The following is a 14,993-nucleotide window of genomic DNA, read 5'->3' as shown; positions in this document are numbered from 1 at the left end:
ATGCGGGACAAATGTATAAAATATCTTTCAAAATACAAATAAATAACATTAATTCTTGTTAAATTTTACAGATAAAGAAGTGGAAAATCCAAATATTTCCCACTTCTTTACATCAATAAATGATTTGTAAAACTATGAAACACGCATATAACAAACTAATTATCAATTCAAAAAATCATCACTTAAAAAATACCTGTATAATTCTCGGGAGTAATTGCTTTTAGCTCATTTTTAACAGTTTCACAAATATTTAAGGTTTCAATAAATGAGGCTATGGTTTGTTGATTAATTTTTTCGTTGGTTCTGGTTAGTCCTTTTAAAGCTTCATAAGGATTAGGATAGCCCTCTCTGCGTAGAATTGTTTGTACGGCTTCTGCAACCACCGCCCAATTTTGCTGCAAATCCCAACGGATTTTTTCTTCATTGAGTAACAATTTGCCCATTCCTTTTAATGTGGAGTTCAATCCTATCAATGTATGTCCAAACGGAACGCCTACATTTCGTAAAACGGTACTATCGGTTAAATCACGTTGTAATCGTGAAATTGGTAATTTTGCCGACAAATGTTCAAAAATAGCATTTGCAATCCCTAAATTCCCTTCCGAGTTTTCAAAGTCAATTGGGTTTACCTTATGTGGCATCGCCGATGACCCCACTTCTCCCGCCTTGATTTTTTGTTTGAAATAATCCATTGAAATATATGTCCAAATATCGCGGTTGAAGTCTATTAATATGGTGTTGATGCGTTTTAAAGCGTCGAAAAGTGAAGCCAGATTATCATAATGTTCAATCTGTGTGGTAGGAAAAGAATGGTGCAATCCCAAAATATTTTCCACGAAATTTGTCCCGAAAGCTTTCCAGTTCACGGACGGATACGCCACGTTATGAGCGTTATAATTTCCTGTTGCACCTCCAAATTTTGCCGAAAAAGGAATATTTTTGAGTTGTTTTAATTGCTCTTCTATCCGCACGGCAAAAACCTCAATTTCTTTTCCTAAACGGGTAGGCGATGCCGGTTGTCCGTGAGTACGTGCCAATAAAGGAACATCTTTCCATTGGGAAACAAACATTTTCAAACCATCTATAACATATTGTAATTTAGCATAATACACATCATTCATCGCTTCCTTAACAGAAAGCGGAACCGCCGTATTATTAATGTCTTGTGAAGTGAGTCCAAAATGGATAAACTCCTTATATTCAGATATATTTAATGTATCAAAGGCTTTTTTTATAAAATATTCAACAGCTTTTACGTCGTGATTGGTTGTCTTTTCAATTTCTTTAACTTCCAAAGCCGAAGCCAAGTTGAAATTTTGATACAATTCGCGAAGTTTCGGGAAAAAATCTTTCGGAAAATCTTTTAATTGAGGTAAAGGCAACTCGCAAAGAGCAATGAAATATTCCACTTCTACCAATATTCGGTATTTAATCAAAGCTTCTTCCGAAAAAAACGGTACTAATTCTTTTGTTTTGTCGGCATAACGACCATCAATAGGAGAAATTGCTTGTAATGACATCTTTTTCTGTATTTTTGGTAAGGGACAAAGATAGGAAATTTTATGAATTGAAAAATTATGATTTACGGATTATTTCGTTACCTTTGTGTGGTATTCTCGTTTTTAAATCCATTTAAGTTTTCGAAAGGACATTGAAAAAGATTTTCTGCCATATTAAATACTTTCTTCTCCAAATAATGGGAAAGATTCAACGCAATCCCTTCAAATTTTTGATAATCATATTTTCATCGGTATGGTATTATTTTTCTCTTCCTAAATACTTATTTCCAGACAATTACGCTACTGTTTTGGAAAGTTCCGAAGGAAATCTTTTAGGAGCGAAAATTGCACAGGACGGACAGTGGCGATTTCCCCAAACGGACAGTATTCCTTACCGATTCAAAACATCACTTCTTCATTTTGAAGATGAATATTTTAACTACCATTGGGGAATAAACCCTGTTTCAATTGGGAAGGCTCTCTTTGAAAACCTCAAAAAAGGTAAGGTGGTTCGTGGAGGAAGTACACTTACCCAACAGGTTATTCGTCTTTCCAGAGAAAACCAAAAACGTACCTATTTTGAAAAACTTACCGAGATGATTCTGGCAACCCGTTTGGAATTTCGGCATTCAAAGGAAGAAATTTTATCTCTCTACGCCTCTCACGCTCCTTTCGGCGGAAATGTCGTGGGACTTGATATGGCTTCTTGGCGGTATTTTGGCATAGCTCCTCATCAGCTATCGTGGGGACAAAGTGCCACACTGGCGGTACTTCCAAATGCTCCAAGCCTGATTTTTCCAGGAAAAAATCAAACTATTTTAAAAGAAAAACGAGACAAACTCCTTAAAAAATTACACGAAAAAAATATTTTTGATAAGGAAACCTATGAACTTGCTCTATTAGAACCGTTACCACAAAAACCGCATAAATTACCACAAACAGCTCCACATCTTTTGGACTTTATTACAAAAAAACAACCAGGACAGCGTATCCGTTCAACGTTGAAAATGAATCTTCAAGAAAAAGTAAATCAGATTGTTGGAAATTATTACAAGCATTATTCACAATCCGAAGTGTACAATATGGCAGCAATCGTGATTGACGTACAAACTCGCAACATATTGGCTTACGTAGGAAATACCCCCACTGATGAAAATCATCAGAAAGACGTTGATATCATTCACGCTCCAAGAAGTACAGGAAGCATTTTAAAACCAATACTTTACGCCGCGATGCTCCATAACGGGGATTTGTTACCAAAAGAACTGATTCCTGATATTCCTACTCAAATTTCAGGATATTCTCCTCAAAATTTTAATAATACTTTCGAAGGAGCCGTTCCTGCAGATATGGCTTTGGCAAAATCATTGAATATTCCTTTCGTATGGCTGCTACAAAAATTCGGAACATACCGATTTTATGACATTCTTCAAAAACTGCAACTTTCAGACATCAAGAAACATCCCGACCATTACGGACTGTCGATTATATTAGGGGGAGCCGAAAGCAACTTATGGGATTTGGCACGAGCCTACACTAATTTGGCTTCGGAACTAAATATTTTTGCCCAAAAACAGATGTACAGAACTGATGAATTTCAAGAATTAAGATACAATTTAACAGAAAAAACAACTGATTTCGGAAATTTAACGTTTGATGTTCCTGTTTTGAGAGCAGGAGCTATTTGGAAAATGTTCGAAGCTATGAAAGAAGTAAACCGCCCTACGGAAGATGTTGCGTGGAAATACTATGAATCATCACGAAAAATCGCTTGGAAAACCGGAACGAGTTTCGGTAATAAGGATGCTTGGGCAATAGGAACTACTCCCGAGTTTGTCGTTGCCGTTTGGGTAGGAAATGCCACAGGAGAAGGAAGACCCACGCTTACCGGAGCTTCTTATGCTGCTCCCGTAATGTTTGAAATTTTCAACGCCCTACCTCCCACTTCTTGGTTTTCAAAACCTTATGATGATTTGGAAGAACTTACGGTTTGTGAAATATCAGGTTTTTTAGCAAAAGAAGAATGTCCTAAAAAATCCGTGCTTACTTCAATTACAACCAATGACCATAATGTTTGTCCGTATCATAAAGTTGTTCATCTTGATAAAAGCGAGCAATTTCAAGTAAACACATCTTGTGAGTCTCTCAGCAATATAGTCTCAAAATCGTGGTTTGTTCTTCCCCCAGTTATGGAATGGTATTACAAAAATAATCATATCAACTATCAAAATCTTCCTCCTTTTCGAGAGGATTGCTCAGAATCAAACAACTCAAAAAGACTTGATTTTATCTATCCAAAACATAAAAGTGTTATCTACACAACCAAAAACTTTGGTGGAAAGTTACAGCCCTTCATTGCAAAAGCGGCATCTTCCGAAGAAGGAAATATTTTTTGGTATTTGAACGAAACTTATTTAGGCTCAACGAATGTTTTTCACGAAATAAAAGTTTATGCTCCAAAAGGTGATAATATTTTACGAATTATTAATACCAAAGGCGAAGAAAAGGTAATTCAAATCATTGTTCAATAAATTCATTTTTCACCAAATTGAATAAAAAAGAGGAGCAATTTTAATGTTGCCCCTCTTTTTATCTAATTAATTCTTACAATTTCTTTTTAACCGCTACTTCTTGGAAAGCTTCAACTACATCGCCTTCTTTAATATCGTTGTAGTTTTTGATTTGCAATCCACAATCATAACCTTTTGAAACTTCTTTAACGTCATCTTTAAAACGTTTAAGTGATGCCAACTCTCCGGTATAAATTACGACGCCTTCGCGAATGATTCGGATTTTTGAATTTCGGAATATTTTTCCATCAGTAACCATACAACCGGCAATGGTTCCCACTTTTGAAATTTTGAACAATTCACGAATTTCAACCGTTCCGGTAACTTCTTCCTTAAACACAGGAGAAAGCATTCCTTCCATTGCATCTTTCAAATCATTGATAGCATCGTAAATAATTGAATATGTGCGGATATCAATTTCTTCTTTATCTGCCAAAGCTCGGGCATTTGCCATCGGACGGACGTTAAATCCGATAATAATCGCATCGGAAGCTGATGCTAATAGCACATCTGATTCTGTAATTGCACCAACTCCTTTATGAATTATAGAAACCTGAATTTCTTCTGTTGATAATTTTTGGAATGAATCGGTTAAAGCTTCTACCGAACCATCTACGTCCCCTTTCAAGATGATGTTCAACTGTTTGAAATCACCCAATGCAATACGTCTTCCAATTTCATCAAGCGTAATATGACGTTGTGTACGTACAGATTGTTCGCGTTGTAATTGAGCTCGTTTGGCTACAATTTGCTTAGCTTCACGCTCATCTTCAAACACATAGAATTTATCTCCTGCCTGCGGAGCTCCATCCAAACCTAAAATAGATATAGGAGTAGAAGGTCCTGCACTTTTCACTTTTTTACCACGCTCATCGTGCATCGCACGGATTTTTCCGGAATTTGTTCCTGCCAATACGTAATCGCCTACATTCAATGTTCCCGACTCAACCAATACTGTGGAAACATATCCTCGCCCTCTATCAAGCGACGCTTCAACAACCGTACCCACAGCACGCTTATTCGGATTGGCTTTCAATTCCAATAATTCAGCCTCTAAAAGTACTTTTTCCAAAAGCTCCTGAACTCCAATACCTTGTTTTGCTGAAATATCTTGCGACTGAATTTTTCCTCCCCAATCTTCCACCAAAAGGTTCATTCCAGCCAAACGCTCTTTAATTTTCTCAGGATTTGCAGTAGGTTTATCTATCTTATTGATAGCAAATATAATAGGAACACCTGCTGCTTGTGCGTGACTGATAGCTTCTTTGGTTTGCGGCATCACATCATCATCGGCAGCAACCACAATAATAGCAATATCCGTAACCTTTGTACCACGTGCACGCATTGCAGTAAACGCCTCGTGCCCTGGTGTATCCAAGAAAGTTATTCTTTCTCCACTTTCCAACTTAACTCCATAAGCTCCAATATGTTGCGTAATCCCTCCGCTTTCACCTGCAATTACATTTTCTTTTCGGATATAATCCAGTAACGAGGTTTTTCCGTGGTCAACGTGCCCCATAACGGTAACAATAGGGGCTCTTGGAACTAAATCTTCTTCTTTATCTTCTTCAATATGAATAGATTCTTCAATATCTGCTGTGGCGAATTCTACTTCGTAACCAAATTCATCTGCTACGATTGTCAGAGTTTCTGCATCCAAACGTTGATTCATAGTAACCATAATCCCCAATGACATACACGCCCCAATTACTCTATTAATTGGCACATCCATCATTGTAGCCAGCTCATTTACAGTAACAAATTCAGTTACTTTGAGTATTTTTTCCTCTTGTTCTAATTGTGCTAATTCACTTTCGGTTTTCTGACGATGCAAGTCGCGTTTTTCTTTACGATACTTCGCTCCTTTTGATTTAGTAGCTTTTCCTTGTAATTTCTCCAAGGTTTCACGAACCTGTTTTTGAACTTCTTCCTCAGTAGGCTCTACTCTTGTGAACGTTTTCGCCTTTTTGTCTCTATTTTTTCCGTCCTTTTTATTATTGTTAGCCGATGAAACATTTGTCTCATCTTTTCGGATGCGTTTGCGTTTACGTTTTTCAGCGTTATCGTCTCCGCCTTTTTGAGTCTCTGTATTAGGTTTACTATCTTTAGGTTTTTCGCCTTTTTTCTTCTTCTTTTTCTTCTTTTCAAACTGGCTCAAGTCAATTTTTTCTCCGACTAACTTTGGTCCAGTAAGTTTTTGATATTGAGTTTCAAGAACTTCAGGCTCTTCGGGTTCTTTTTCTTCCGTTTTTTGTTTTGGAAGTTCTTTTACCTTTTTCTGAACATCTTGTTGATTTTGAGTTTTTTGGATTTGAGGTTTATTTTTTTGAGGAATTTCTATTTTTTTCTTCTGTTGTTCTTTAGCTTTTTCCACAATTGGAGCTTTTTCTTCAACAGGCTCAGGTTTAGTTTCTTTAATTTCTTCAGAAATTTCAATTTTGGATGGAGTTACAACCTCTTCTTTTTCAGGTTGTTGAATAGGCTCTTCTTTTTTAACTGGAGCTTCAATCGGCTTTTCTTCCTTTTTAGGCTCAAGGTCAATTTTGCCTACGGTTTTCACTCCTGCAACAGTTGCTTTAGCCCTAATAACTTCCTGTTCTTGCTGTTGCTTACGCTTCTTTTCATTTTCTTTTTCTTGTTCAATACGAATAGCTTCACGCTCTTTACGCTGATCTTCAACAATTTCTTTTGAAGCTTCACGTTTATTCTTATCCGCATTAAACTTGTCGGAAAGAAGTTTCACAACTTCACCCGAAATCTTTACGTTGGGATTAGATTCAATTTCAATCCCTTTATCTTTCTTAAGATAGTCAACAGCCGTATCCAAAGAAATATTAAACTCCTTTAAAACCTTACTTAATCTTGTAGTTCCCTCGCTCATATATTTTTTATTTCGCTATAATCAAATAACTTATAGCCTTGTAAACCTCAATTTTTTTGTTCTCACAAATGTTCAAAACCTTACCGAAAGCGAAAATCTCGGCAAAGATAATCATTAATCTTCAAACTCTTCCTCTAAAATTTTGATAACCTCACGAATTGTTTCTTCCTCAAGGTCTGTTCGTTTCATCAAATCAGAAACTTCTAATTCCAAGATACTTTTTGCTGTATCCAAACCTGCCTTTTGGAATTCTTCAATAACCCAGGCTTCAATTTCATCATCAAACTCACTAAGTTCGATGTCTTCATCATTGATTCCTTCACGATACACATCTATCTCATATCCAGTTAATTGACTCGCCAAACGAATATTATATCCTGACTTTCCAATTGCTTTTGAAACTTCTTCCGTTTGAAGGAAAACCTCTGCACGTTTTTCTTCTTCATTAATTGTAACCGAACTTACTTTGGCAGGAGCCAACGCCCGTGCAATTAACAATGAAGCATTTGATGTATAGTTAATTACGTCAATATTTTCGTTTCCTAATTCGCGAACAATTCCGTGAATGCGTGAACCACGTACTCCTACGCAAGCCCCCACAGCATCTATGCGGTCATCGAAAGAATCAACGGCAACCTTTGCCTTATCTCCCGGAATGCGAACAACTTTATTTATGGTAATTAGCCCATCCATCACCTCGGGAATTTCCTGCTCAAACAAACGCTCCAAAAACACCGGCGATGTTCTTGACATTATGATAGAAGGCTTATTTCCTTTAAGTTCCACAGATTCAATAATTCCGCGAACGTGTTCACCTTTTTTGAAAAAATCAGAAGGAATTTGCTTCTCTTTTGGTAAAACTATTTCGTTTCCTTCATCATCCAACAATATTATTGCACGATGCCTAATATGGTGAACCTCAGCCGTGTATATTTGCCCTATTAAATCTTTAAATCTGCGATAGATAGTTGTGCTGTCATATTCGTGTATTTTAGATATTAAGTTCTGACGCAAAGCTAAAATGGCTCTTCGTCCTAAACTTGCAATTTTTATCTCTTCCGAAACGTCTTCACCTACCTCAAAATCAGGCTCAATTTTTCGAGCTTCTGTTAATTCTATTTCCTGATTTTCATTTACAACAGCTCCGTCTTCAACTACCACACGATTCCTAAATATCTGTAAATCACCTTTATCAGGATTAATAATTATATCAAAATTATCATCTGAACCATATTTCTTTTTCAAAGTATTACGAAATACTTCTTCCAGAATCGCCATTAAAGTTTCACGGTTAATTAATTTGTCATCTTTAAACTCTGAAAAAGACTCTATTAATTCAAGATTATCCATAATAATTTTTTATTAAAATTTAATGATTACTTTCGTTTCTTTTATATCATTTAAAGCAAATGAATGCTCTCTTTTTACAGTTACTTTACCTTTCCCAACTGGTTTAGGTTCTCGAGTTTCTGTTTCCAGAATTATATTTCCCTCTTCCACGCCCTTAAGCAGACCTTCGTGTTTTTTTCCATCAATAGTTTTAACCTCAACATTTCTGCCTATGTTTTTTCGATATTGTCTTTCCAGCTGAAAAGGCTCTGTGGCTCCAAAAGAGGTTACTTCAATGGAAAAATCAACCTCTTCTCTGTCCAAATTATGCTCGATTGCACGGCTAACAGCAATACAATCATCAATTCCTACACCTTGGTCTCCGTCAATAACAACACGTACTGCATTGTCATTCGATACGGATAAATCAATCAAAAACAGAGTTTGATTTTCCTCCAAAACACTGTTTACCAATTCCTTAACCTTGTCTTTAAAATTCATTTTTCTATAAAAAGAGGGGACTTTATGTCCCCTCAATACTTCATTTATCGGGGCAAAGATACAATTTTTTCAATAAATCAAGAAAAAAATCAAATTTATTTTTGCAATATGATTTTTATTTCGTACCTTTACGGAAAGTTAATTACTCCTAATCACTAGTACAAAAACTCGAATAAAGATTAATGGCTTTTGATTATTCCAATGTGATTTTAACACCCAAAAAAACGGAATAAAAACAGCTATAAAAATTAAATTAATTATTTAACTCTAAAAGTAATAATCATGAAAAAGATTCTCGTTACCACCGATTTTTCAGAAAAATCAATCGCTTCTTTAAGAGTTGCGATTGAGTTGGCAAAACGCCAAAAAGCTGAAGTGTTCCTATTACACGCCCTTGAGTTGCCTCTTCGTTTAGCTACTCAAGACCAATCTTCTGTGCCTGAGGCAATGTATTTTTTGAATCTGTCAAAACAACGTTTTGATAGCATTAAAAAAGAAATGGGAGAAGAAATTGAAATTAAAGACCTCATAGAAACAGCCCCTTTGGCAGATGCAGTAGAAGATGTTGTTGAAAAGTATGGAATTGACCTTGTTTTTATGGGTTCAAACGGAGCTTCAGGAACTAAGGAGCTCTTCATTGGGTCAAATGCTGAAAAAGTAATCCGTAGGGCAAGTGTACCTGTACTTGTAATTAAAAATCCTGAAGAAAAACTTGATATTAAGCACATTATGTTTGCCTGCGATTTCACAAAAAGATTCTTGAAACCATTCGAGAAAGCTGTGAAATTTGCGGAACTTTTCAATGCGAAGATTGACTTGGTTTTCGTCAATACGCCTTATCAATTTCTGACAACTTCCGAAATCAGAGAGCGTATGGAAGAGTTTTTGGAAAGCCAAAATTCAGATGTTAAAGAATTTGAAACACACGTTTACAATGATATTCGTATTGAAACAGGAATTCTAAATTACGTAAGAGAAAACAATATTGACTTGATTTGTATGTTCCCAAGCGGAAGAAAAGGAATTGCTCATTTCTTTAATGGAAGTATCAGTAGTGATTTGGTTAACCACGCAACAAAACCCGTACTTACAATTAGGATGTAGTCATATTTTTATAAAATTAGAAATTTTGAACTTTGCCAAAAAATCAACAAAAGATTCACTTTGGCAAAGTTTTTTTGTGTTTAAAATTTATTTTTTACTTCTTCAAGCAGTTCCAAAATTTCTTGGAAATTATCAAGAGTTACGAGTTTCTGCCGATATTCTTTGAAATTAGGAATTCCCCGAAAATAATTTGCATAATGACGACGCATTTCCAAGACACCTTGCCGCTCACCTTTCCACTCGGCTGACCAAGTTAAGTGATTTTTCACGGCTTCCACCCTATCTGAAATGGTTGGAGATGGTAATTTTTCTCCTATTTTGAAAAAATGCTTGATTTCATTAAAAATCCAAGGATAGCCAATTGCTGCCCTACCTATCATAATCCCGTCAACGCCATATGTATTTCTGTATTCCAATGCTTTTTCAGGAGAATCAATATCTCCATTTCCAAAAATCGGAATTTTAATGCGTGGATTTTCTTTGATTCGAGCGATATGTGACCAATCGGAATGACCTTTGTAAAGTTGCGAACGTGTACGAGCGTGAATAGACAACGCTTGAATGCCAACATCTTGCAATCGTTCTGCTACTTCATCAATATTTATTGAATTTTCGTCCCAGCCCAAACGTGTTTTTACTGTTACAGGAAGTTTTGTGCTGTTAACCACTGCTTTAGTAAGCCTAACCATCAAATCAATATCTTTCAAAACGCCTGCTCCGGCTCCCTTTGAAACTACTTTTTTGACTGGGCAGCCGAAGTTAATATCCAATAAGTCAGGATTTACTGTTTCCACAATTCTGGCAGAAAGAGCCATTGCTTCTTCATCACCTCCGAAGATTTGTATTCCCACAGGACGCTCATAATCAAATATATCTAACTTTTGCTTACTTTTTATTGCATTACGAATCAATCCTTCGGAAGAAATAAATTCACTAAAAAGCATATCCGCTCCGTGCATTTTGCACAATCTACGAAAAGGCGGGTCGCTCACATCTTCCATCGGAGCAAGTAACAACGGAAATTCTCCTAAATTTATGTTTCCTATTTTGACCATCTTCCGGTAATTAGTGCCATTAAACTTAAAAAAGATTGCAAAACTATGACATTTAAATAAAAATCCAAAACATTACCTATGCTTCGTTTCCGAATTGACTCATTATGCTATCCAACTGAACTAATGTGCTTCGAGCCAGTTTGTCCCTACTCCCAAATCAACAACCAAAGGCACGGTAAGTTTGAAGGCGTTTTCCATTTCGTATTTGATGGCATTTTTTACCGCTTCCAATTCCGTTTTTGGAACATCGAATACTAATTCGTCGTGTACTTGCAGTAACATTTTGGTTTTGAACTGTTCTTTTTCCAATCGGTTTTGAATGCGAATCATTGCAATTTTTATAATATCGGCAGCACTTCCCTGAATAGGTGCATTAATGGCATTTCGTTCGGCAGCTCCTTTAACTACTTGATTTCTTGAATTAATATCAGGAAGATAGCGTCTTCTTCCCAAAACAGTTTCTACATATCCGTGTTGTTGAGCGAAAAATATTTGTTTGTTGATATAGTTGCGTAAGTTAGGATATGTTGCGTAATAGGTTTCTATCAGTTCTTTGCTTTCAGTGCGTGAAAGCTCGGTTTGATTACTCAATCCGAAAGCCGATACACCGTAAATAATTCCGAAATTTACTGTTTTGGCGTGGCTTCGTTGTTCTCTTGTAACTTGCTCAATAGGAACATTAAAAACTTTGGCAGCTGTGGAACGGTGAATATCTTCATTATTTAAAAAAGCCTGAATCATATTTTGTTCTTCACTTAATGAAGCAATGATTCGCAGTTCAATTTGAGAATAATCCGCAGCTAACAAAATGTGATTTTCATCTTTGGGAATGAATGCCTTGCGAATTTGTTGCCCACGCTCGGTTCGGATTGGGATATTTTGTAAATTAGGATTGTTACTGCTTAAACGCCCTGTGGCGGCAACCGTTTGCATATAGGTTGTGTGTACTCTTCCTGTTTTAGGGTTTACTTCATTAGGAAGTGCGTCAATATAAGTTGATTTTAATTTTTGAAGTTGTCGCCATTCCAAAATATCAGCCACGATTTTGTGTTTATCGGCAAAGTAAGACAATACTTCTTCCGACGTGGCATATTGTCCTGTTTTGGTTTTCTTTGGTTTGCTGTCGATTTTAAGTTTTTCGAATAAGATTTCTCCTAATTGTTTGGGAGAAGCCAAATTAAAATCTTCGCCTGCGGCTGCTAAAATTTCTTTTTCATAGGCAATAATATCTTCATCTAACTTTTTGGAAAGTTCTTTCAAGAAAGAAATATCCAAATTGATGCCTTCCAACTCCATTTTCGCAAGCACTTTTACCAATGGAGCTTCCAATTCGTGATAAATTTTATCAGCATTTACCTTTTTGAGTTCTTCTGCAAATATTTCTTTTAATTGCCAAGTAACATCGGCATCTTCAACTGCGTATTCTTTTTGTTCTTCAATGGGAACAGAACGCATCGAAAGCTGATTTTTTCCTTTTTTGCCTATTAATTTTTCAATGGAAATGGGTGTATAATCCAAATACGTTTCTGAAAGTACATCCATATTGTGACGCATATCAGGATTAATGAGATAATGTGCTACCATTGTGTCAAATAACTCACCTTTTACCTCTATTCCGTAAGTGTGCAATACTTTGATATCATATTTTAGGTTTTGCCCAACCTTTATAATTTGTTCATTTTCAAAAAATGAGCGAAATTCTTCTAATAATTCAGAAGCCTCCGACCTATTTTCAGGAAACGGAACGTAATATCCCTTGCCTTTATGCCACGAAAAAGCAATCCCAACCAATTCGGCATTTAAGCTTTCAAGATTTGTTGTTTCGGTATCAAAACAAATTGCTTTTTGTTGCAATAAATTACTTAACAATATCTTACGAGCCATTGGCGTATCTACCAACTGATAATGATGAGGCGTATCCTGAATCGTTTTCTTTCCGGAAGATAGATTTTCTGCAAATAAATTTCCTTGCACTGCGAATAAATCCATTTGTCCTTCCGATGAGGTTGATTTTTGTGCCACTATTTCAGGAGGTTGATACGTACGCATAAAGTTCTGAAGCAATTGCCTAAATTCCAATTCCTCAAAAAGTTTGGCGACAGCCTCAAAATCGGGTTTTGAAAGCTCAAAGTCAGTTTCATCAAATTCTACGGGAACATCTAACATAATTGTTGCCAATTTTTTAGATAAAATTCCTTTTTCGGCATTGTTTTCAATGTTCTCTTTCATCTTTCCTTTCAGCTTATGCGTATTTGCCAGCAGATTTTCCAAACTTCCGAACTCGGCAAGAAGCTTTTTGGCTGTTTTTTCACCCACTCCGGGAAATCCGGGAATGTTATCAACTGCATCGCCCATCATTCCGAGAAAATCAATTACTTGTTCGGGTGATTGTACCTCAAATTTTTCTCTTACTTGCTCCACTCCCCAAACCTCAACATCATTTCCGTTTCGAGCAGGACGATACACAAAAATATTATCAGAAACCAATTGTGCATAATCTTTATCCGGAGTAACCATATACACCAAATAGTTTTGTTTTTCAGCCTGTTTGGCAAGCGTACCGATAATATCATCAGCTTCGTAACCTTCTTTTTCAATGATAGGAATATGTAAGGCTTTTAATATTTCGTGAATATAAGGTATCGCAATACGAATAGCCTCAGGAGTTTCTTCCCGATTGGCTTTGTAATCCGTAAACATTTCAGTACGGGCAATACTTCCGCCTTTATCAAAAGCCACAGCCAAATGGTCGGGTCTTTCTTTTTTAATCACATCAAAAAGTGAGTTCATAAAGCCCATTATTGCCGAAGTATTTAATCCTTTTGAGTTAATTCTCGGATTTTTAATAAAAGCGTAATAACCTCTGAATATCAAAGCATACGCATCTAAAAGGAAAAGTTTTTTTTTCAAAATAATCAACAGTTTTAATGTGAAGTGAAAAACAAAATATTGGTTTTGTTCTTTTGGTTTTGGGCAAATGTAGTCAAAAAAAGTCAGAAAAAGAACTTATAAATATCAGAAAATTACTATGCAATACATCAGTTATTAATTCCGACTTCATATTTTCATACAAAATTTACAATTCTATAACTTTGTTAAAGATATAGAAGCTAAAAAACAACCTAAAAAAGCAAAAAAATTAATTCAGGAATTTAATTTATTGATTCCGGAAGCAAAAAAATAACCTAAAAAAGCTAAAAAATTAATTTTGGAATTTAATTTATTGTTTCTGAAAGCAAAAAAATAATCTAAAAAAGCTAAAATATTGATTCAGGAATTTAATTTATTGATTCCGGAAGCTAAAAAATAATCTAAAAAATCAAAAAAATTAATTCAGGAATTTAATTTATTGCTTTCGGAAGCAAAAAAACAATCTAAAAAAGCTAAAATATTGATTCCGGAATTTAATTTATTGCTTTCAGAAGCTAAAAAACAAAATATGATAAAAATAAAAAAACTTCAAGAAAAGTACAATTCTTGAAGCTTTTCATTTTTAAAGTTTTCTTTATAAAGCAGAAGGCGGTGTTTTTGTTTTCTTTTTTTCATACCGCTTCGCCATTTCATCTACCAAGTTTTTAACCGATGCATCTTTCTTAGCAGCTGTTTTCAGATAGCTATACACTTCATTGCCTGTGTACATTGCATCGGTAGATGCTGCGTGAATAGTATCATCAATATTTTCAAGAAGCGATGCCACCAAAATACGAATATCCCAAAGCTGGTCGATTAGTTTTACATCATTGGCAAACTCTTCCTTATTGAATGATTGTAGCAAATACTGCGGAAAATTAGTTGCTCCACGCAAAGCGAGATTTACAAATTCCACACTTTTTTGCCCCATTGAAGCTCCTCCTCTTTTCTGACCTGCCGGAAGAGCAATCAGAAAAGGTAATAATTGCTGAATTTCTTGCAATTTTGTTTTTACTTGTTCTTTATCAGAATCCGATAACTTTGCACTTATTAAGTTACTCATAATTATTTTTATTTTTAAATTTTCCTGCCCGAAAGGTAGTAATTTTTTTAATACAAAAAGAAAACTAAACTGCGAAAGTAA

The 14,993-nt window shown here is 35.6% G+C and carries 9 protein-coding genes; 2 read left to right on the top strand and 7 right to left on the bottom strand.

Annotation, left to right across the window (positions count from 1 at the left end; translation table 11 throughout):
* Positions 1–182: 182 nt before the first annotated feature.
* Positions 183–1,520, bottom strand: coding sequence for an adenylosuccinate lyase (purB, locus tag GN105_RS12540; protein ID WP_155285730.1), 1,338 nt, complete (start codon positions 1,518–1,520; stop codon positions 183–185).
* A 176-nt stretch (positions 1,521–1,696) separates the two neighbouring features.
* Here purB and pbpC point away from each other — a divergent pair, with 176 nt between their 5' ends.
* On the top strand, positions 1,697–4,030 hold the full coding sequence (gene pbpC, locus GN105_RS12535; protein ID WP_155285729.1) for a penicillin-binding protein 1C: 2,334 nt from the start codon (positions 1,697–1,699) through the stop codon (positions 4,028–4,030).
* Positions 4,031–4,103: 73 nt separating this feature from the next.
* Here the strand turns inward: pbpC and infB are convergent, their stop codons facing one another.
* The 3 genes from infB to rimP all read right to left on the bottom strand — a co-directional run bounded on the left by infB (position 4,104) and on the right by rimP (position 8,780).
* Positions 4,104–6,950 (bottom strand): translation initiation factor IF-2, encoded by a 2,847-nt coding sequence (gene infB, locus GN105_RS12530; RefSeq protein WP_155285728.1) that lies wholly within the window; start codon positions 6,948–6,950, stop codon positions 4,104–4,106.
* 114 nt (positions 6,951–7,064) lie between these two features.
* A complete protein-coding gene (gene nusA, locus GN105_RS12525) occupies positions 7,065–8,300 on the bottom strand; it encodes a transcription termination factor NusA (protein ID WP_155285727.1) in 1,236 nt (411 codons plus the stop codon).
* Positions 8,301–8,312: 12 nt separating this feature from the next.
* Entirely contained in the window at positions 8,313–8,780 is a 468-nt protein-coding gene (rimP, locus tag GN105_RS12520; RefSeq protein WP_155285726.1) for a ribosome assembly cofactor RimP, read from the bottom strand.
* Positions 8,781–9,062: 282 nt separating this feature from the next.
* On the opposite strand from rimP, the gene GN105_RS12515 reads away from it, so the two are divergent.
* Complete coding sequence (locus tag GN105_RS12515; protein ID WP_155285725.1) at positions 9,063–9,884, top strand: universal stress protein; 822 nt, start codon at positions 9,063–9,065, stop codon at positions 9,882–9,884.
* An 80-nt stretch (positions 9,885–9,964) separates the two neighbouring features.
* Here the strand turns inward: GN105_RS12515 and dusB are convergent, their stop codons facing one another.
* The 3 genes from dusB to GN105_RS12500 form a co-directional block, all read right to left on the bottom strand.
* The gene (dusB, locus tag GN105_RS12510; RefSeq protein ID WP_155285724.1) at positions 9,965–10,939 is read right to left on the bottom strand and encodes a tRNA dihydrouridine synthase DusB; all 975 of its coding nucleotides are present in this window, start codon (positions 10,937–10,939) and stop codon (positions 9,965–9,967) included.
* A gap of 120 nt (positions 10,940–11,059) precedes the next feature.
* Positions 11,060–13,849, bottom strand: coding sequence for a DNA polymerase I (gene polA / locus GN105_RS12505; RefSeq protein WP_155285723.1), 2,790 nt, complete (start codon positions 13,847–13,849; stop codon positions 11,060–11,062).
* A 595-nt stretch (positions 13,850–14,444) separates the two neighbouring features.
* Positions 14,445–14,993, bottom strand: a 549-nt coding sequence (locus tag GN105_RS12500) for a hypothetical protein (protein ID WP_227977438.1), incomplete at its 5' end; no start/stop codon positions are given.

The organism is Capnocytophaga felis, from assembly GCF_009684755.1.
GTDB lineage: Bacteria > Bacteroidota > Bacteroidia > Flavobacteriales > Flavobacteriaceae > Capnocytophaga > Capnocytophaga felis.
Note: the sequence above shows the minus strand (reverse complement) of the source record. Positions and strands in the feature narration are given on the sequence as shown.

Excerpts from the sequence above, each read along its gene's own strand:
- GN105_RS12515 (WP_155285725.1), top strand. The coding sequence starts at position 9,063 with ATGAAAAAGATTCTCGTTACCACCGATTTTTCAGAAAAATCAATCGCT.
- nusA (WP_155285727.1), bottom strand. The coding sequence starts at position 8,300 with ATGGATAATCTTGAATTAATAGAGTCTTTTTCAGAGTTTAAAGATGAC.
- rimP (WP_155285726.1), bottom strand. The coding sequence starts at position 8,780 with ATGAATTTTAAAGACAAGGTTAAGGAATTGGTAAACAGTGTTTTGGAG.
- dusB (WP_155285724.1), bottom strand. The coding sequence starts at position 10,939 with ATGGTCAAAATAGGAAACATAAATTTAGGAGAATTTCCGTTGTTACTT.
- pbpC (WP_155285729.1), top strand. The coding sequence starts at position 1,697 with ATGGGAAAGATTCAACGCAATCCCTTCAAATTTTTGATAATCATATTT.
- infB (WP_155285728.1), bottom strand. The coding sequence starts at position 6,950 with ATGAGCGAGGGAACTACAAGATTAAGTAAGGTTTTAAAGGAGTTTAAT.
- purB (WP_155285730.1), bottom strand. The coding sequence starts at position 1,520 with ATGTCATTACAAGCAATTTCTCCTATTGATGGTCGTTATGCCGACAAA.